Below are 2,321 nucleotides of genomic sequence, written 5' to 3' on the forward strand. Positions count from 1 at the left end.
TCTCCCTCGATGAACTATATGTTCTATCTTCGGTCGAAAATTTCTTCGCAACATTCAAATCCATCTCAAAATACTTCGCCTTGACTTTTTATGCTCAAATTTGAAGTCAAATTTACAAATTTGAGTCACCGAGACCCGCACCTTGAAAATTCTAAAATTTATAACCACTCAACTTTAATCAAATTTGCAGTTAAATTTAGTAAAATCGGCAAAAATTATTCAAGACAAAATAGGCGTAGTTTAAATAAATTTTTCTTGCCCGCAAAGGAGCGGACTGGTCGTCCGTGACTGCGGGGGGGTATAGAAAAATTTATTCTAAAATCCGTCATTTATGGGGAATTATAATGTTAGTTCATATTTGTTGCTCCGTCGACAGCCACTATTTTTTGCAAAGATTACGCGCCGACCGCCCGCACGAGCGTCTCGTCGGCTATTTCTACGATCCCAACATCCATCCGTACAGCGAGTTTTTGATGAGGTTTCGCGACGTAAAAAGGAGCTGCGAAAAGCTAGGCGTCGAGCTTATTTGCGGCGAATACGAATACGAGGCGTGGCTAGAGGGCGCAAAGGGGCTTGAAAACGAGCCCGAAAAGGGCAAGCGCTGCGCGTATTGCTTTGATTTTCGCGTGGGAAATTCAGCCCAAAAAGCGCTCGAACTAGGCGAAAAATCGATCACTACGACGCTGCTGATGAGCCCTAAAAAGGACTTCTCGCAGCTAAAAAGCGCGCTGGGTAAAGCAGCCGGCAAATATGGCCTTGAAACATTTGCCGTGGATTACCGCGCTGGCGGCGGCACGAACGCGCAGTTTGAGCTCGCTAAAAAAGATAAACTCTATCATCAAAACTACTGCGGCTGTATTTTTGGGCTCAGCAAACAACGCGAGGCGCAAAAACTGCCGCTTAGCGAGCTTATGAGCGAGATTAGCGGGCGCGTGATGCCAGGCGGCATCGAGGAGCGGCTGGAGCTTTATGAAAAGGTTCGAGAGTGCGAGGCTGCGGGCGTGAAATTTCATCTATCGCGCAAGTATTTTTTAAACTACCGCTTGCTGCGCGCCTATGTCAAATTTGGCGGCTCGGTCGTGCCGTCGTATTTTTTGCTCTACTCGCATTTTAAGCGCGAAAACGTCAAATTTAGCGTGAGCGAGGCGGCTCAAATTTGCGATGAGCTGCGAGATGGCGTGACGCTGTTAAATTTAGCCAAATTTAACGAGCTTTCGGGCGAAAAATTAGCTAGCGTAAACGAGCTTTGCCGCCGGCCTATCGCGGTACCTCGCGAGCTGGAAATCCGCCGCGAGCTGTGCGGAGAATTTAGCCAAAATCCTATAATCGTGCTGGATGAAATTCGCGCCGGCAGGTACGAAATCTATGCTAAAGACGAGCTTTATAACGATAGCCGCGAGGTTTTGGTAGCGCAAATTTGAGCTAAATTTAACGTGCTCGAGATAAAAAACGGGCGCGAAAATTTAGAGGCCAAATTTTGCTCCGGCCAAATCAATAATCTTTTTCTTAGCAAAATTTGGCTAAAATCGGCTTTAAATTTTACTCACAAGGTTTAAAGTGATCGACATCGTTGAAATCCAAAAAATACTCCCGCACAGATATCCATTTCTGCTAATCGACCGAGTTACCGAGCTCGAGCCCGCCAAACACATCGTCGCGTATAAAAACGTAACTATCGGCGAGCCAGTATTTCAGGGGCATTTCCCGGGCCACCCGATATATCCGGGCGTCATGATCATCGAGGGCATGGCGCAGGCCGGCGGCGTGCTCGCGTTTAAGAGCATGAGTGACGAGCATCAAGCAAACATCGAAAATAAAGTCGTTTATTTTATGAGCATCGACGGAGCGAAATTTCGCCATCCGATACGCCCGGGCGACAGGCTCGAATACCGCCTCGAGGTGCTAAAGCACAAGGGCAATATCTGGGTACTAAAAGGTGAAGCCTACGTGGACGGCACACTATCGTGCGAAGCTGAGCTAAAAGCTATGATCGTAGATAAATAAGCGAGCCAAAATGAGAAATATCCATCCGCAAGCCGTCGTCGAGGACGGCGCGAAGATCGGCGAGGACGTAACGATCGAGGCCTACGCCTACGTCAGTAAAGACGCCGTGCTAGGCGACGGCGTACTCGTAAAACAAGGCGCCAGGATCGTAGGCGACACGCATATCGGCGATGGCGGTAAAATTTACAGCTACGCCATCGTGGGCGACATCCCGCAGGACGTGAGCTACCGCGCCGAGGAAAACACTGGCGTTCGTATTGGCAAAAACGCGACGATCCGCGAGTTTTGCACGATAAACTCGGGCACGCACAAAGGCG

2 protein-coding genes and 1 pseudogene are annotated in these 2,321 nt (G+C 48.6%); all 3 read left to right on the plus strand.

Features of this window, described 5'->3' with window-relative positions; all coding sequences use genetic code 11:
* Positions 1-344: 344 nt before the first annotated feature.
* Positions 345-1,421 carry an epoxyqueuosine reductase QueH gene (locus Q0314_RS10205; RefSeq protein WP_298058719.1) on the plus strand — a complete coding sequence of 359 codons (1,077 nt, stop codon included), beginning with the start codon at positions 345-347 and terminating at the stop codon, positions 1,419-1,421.
* 136 nt (positions 1,422-1,557) lie between these two features.
* Positions 1,558-2,004 (plus strand): 3-hydroxyacyl-ACP dehydratase FabZ, encoded by a 447-nt coding sequence (gene fabZ / locus Q0314_RS10210; RefSeq protein ID WP_122872832.1) that lies wholly within the window; start codon positions 1,558-1,560, stop codon positions 2,002-2,004.
* Positions 2,005-2,014: 10 nt separating this feature from the next.
* Positions 2,015-2,321 (plus strand): annotated as a pseudogene (locus Q0314_RS10215) (acyl-[acyl-carrier-protein]--UDP-N-acetylglucosamine O-acyltransferase); the annotation flags it as partial.

Origin of the sequence: uncultured Campylobacter sp. (assembly GCF_938040115.1) — a bacterium.
Lineage (GTDB): Bacteria > Campylobacterota > Campylobacteria > Campylobacterales > Campylobacteraceae > Campylobacter_A.

Excerpts from the sequence above, each read along its gene's own strand:
- Q0314_RS10205 (WP_298058719.1), top strand. The coding sequence starts at position 345 with ATGTTAGTTCATATTTGTTGCTCCGTCGACAGCCACTATTTTTTGCAA.